The organism is Halobiforma nitratireducens JCM 10879 (assembly GCF_000337895.1).
Taxonomy (GTDB): domain Archaea; phylum Halobacteriota; class Halobacteria; order Halobacteriales; family Natrialbaceae; genus Natronobacterium; species Natronobacterium nitratireducens.
The window spans coordinates 1-2,092 of the sequence record NZ_AOMA01000158.1; the positions used below are offsets into that span (position 1 = coordinate 1).

The window sequence follows — 2,092 nt, forward strand, 5'->3', positions numbered from 1 at the left end:
GTGAAATCGTCCTCATGTTCGCCATCATCAACATAGAAAAGCTCTGTGAGCCACTCTAACCCTCATTCAGCAGCTATTCAACAAAGCAGCTTGCATGGTTCTATTGTGCCTGACTTTCAAATGGGACAAGTTCGGTATCGTGAATACCAACCTTGTCGGCCTAGTACTATTCAGAAAGTCGACCACCCTATCTGTAGTAGAAATATAGAATTTGTCATTTAAGTTAGTGGACGATACTGTGTCAGTCAGTAGTTGTATTCCTCGTAGTCGAAATTCCCGGTTCCTTTGCCGAACCCGTCGATGTCGTATGCCGCAGGCGGATCTTCCCCCATATTCCAATAGACATCGCGAATCTGGCATATCAGATTGTGTATCATGAACCCACGGAAGTCCTCCGGATAGATGAAATCGTCGGGGAGTTTGAATGGTGGGAGCATCGGAGTGATCTGTGTCGTGTCGTCCGAGCAACTTGCAGGTGTCCCGGTAGTATAGTTCTTCTCTGCGTGCTCGTTCGAGTAGTAGATGTACATGTCGGGCAAGACGTTCACGACCTCGTTGTCGTCGTCGATACAGAACCCCTTCATAATCAACGCAATTTCCGGCTCACCGGGGAATTCGACCGTCTCCTCGGTGATTCCGTGCTCTTTTTTGATTTTCTCTGGGTTGATAAGCGCATGATAATACTCGCAAAATGACTCGTCAAACTCCTCAATCGGCATGTTTTCGAGCGCATCGATTCCTCGTCGTAGTTGTCGAGGGACCCAGCCATCTCGAAGGATCTCATATTCCGTCTGAGTATGGGCTTCGAACCTTGCTCTAGCTGCAACTTGATTCATGAGACGTTCCTGTTCTTGGGTTCGCTTCGATGCGTCGAGCGGATACGATTCTTGGGCGTGGAGATCTTCGGAATCCTCGTCTTCAACGTCAATCTCAACGAGATGTTGATTTCCACGTGGATCGATAACTTTCACACCAATAATGCCGTCTTCGGTGCCGATGATTTCTGCCTTCATGAATCTACTTTGCTTGTTCGTTGAAGGGAACAATTTCAGAATCGTTGACCCCTAACCCGTCGACCCGATACTTCTCTGGAGGCTGACACCCTTGCATGTAGTGGAGGTCCCGTATTCTACATTTAAGCTGGTGGACAATAAGGTCCCGGAACCGCTTATCACAGGCGAATATCTCCTCGAGCGGTGGGATCGTAACATAAGCGTCTGGATCGCGCCAGAAAGAAAATTCAGTGTGAGAGAGGTCATCGTTTTCGTGATAGAACATTACTGGATCTGATTGTCTAACAAGTTCATCACGACCATCGTTCAGGAAGAGGAACAGTGCAGTATAGGCAACGTTTTCGGCGGGTGGATCCTGAATTGCTTCGTAAAAGTCCTCGAAGTGTTCCATAATCTGTGGAACATCGAACGATTCGAGTATGTCGATGGTGTCTTCAATGACGGTCCAGTCGAGAATGGGAAGGAGAAGATCGGCTTCAGTCTGGCGATGAGCCTCGTTTCGTGCCCGGAACTGCACCCGTTTGAGGAGTCGGGCAGGTTCTGGATCAGTTTGGGTTGCTTCTGTGAATCGTTCGTGTACGTGACCGATGAGTTCCCCACCCCGGTCGAATAACACGTGATTCGTGTATCCCTTGCAGTCAGTTACTTCGACTGCGATTCCTACCGAGTCTTCTCCGATAATATGTGCATCCACCGATTCGTGTTCGTTATTAGTCATAATCCTCGAAGCGTTCCTCTTCATCCAGTATTTTGATGAGTTCGACGACGAGTTCGTCGTATGCTTCCTTCGAATCCCGCGTCTGTTCTGGTTGGGATCTAATTTCTTTCACAGAATTTAGGATATCTTCCTCTATTCTGTCGCCTATCTCTGTGATTTTTTCTTCAGTACCAAGTCGATCGGCAGCAATCTTCGTGAGGATTGTTGCAAAGCCTTTGATGCTCCCCTTCGCTGCTCCGGTTGACAGGGCCTCCATTCACGTTTCTGGGATGTAGAGCGTCTACAAACGAGCTTCGGAGGAATCAAATAAAATCCGAGTAGAACTCTCTCGAATCCTATGTCGCGATCCTTGGCTCGCTCA

Annotated in this window: 3 protein-coding genes; all 3 read right to left on the reverse strand. The window is 48.2% G+C overall.

The window, feature by feature from the left end; all coding sequences use genetic code 11:
• Positions 1–245: 245 nt before the first annotated feature.
• The 3 genes from C446_RS14930 to C446_RS14940 are packed head-to-tail and all read right to left on the reverse strand — an operon-like array spanning position 246 to position 1,987.
• Positions 246–1,013, reverse strand: coding sequence for a hypothetical protein (locus C446_RS14930; protein WP_049920269.1), 768 nt, complete (start codon positions 1,011–1,013; stop codon positions 246–248).
• A 4-nt stretch (positions 1,014–1,017) separates the two neighbouring features.
• Positions 1,018–1,731: a hypothetical protein gene (locus C446_RS18215; protein WP_193363538.1), complete on the reverse strand. Its 714-nt coding sequence runs from the start codon at positions 1,729–1,731 to the stop codon at positions 1,018–1,020.
• Complete coding sequence (locus C446_RS14940) at positions 1,724–1,987, reverse strand: hypothetical protein (protein ID WP_006673960.1); 264 nt, start codon at positions 1,985–1,987, stop codon at positions 1,724–1,726. Before C446_RS14940 ends, C446_RS18215 begins: the two co-directional genes overlap by 8 nt.
• Between the last annotated feature and the right edge of the window lie 105 nt (positions 1,988–2,092).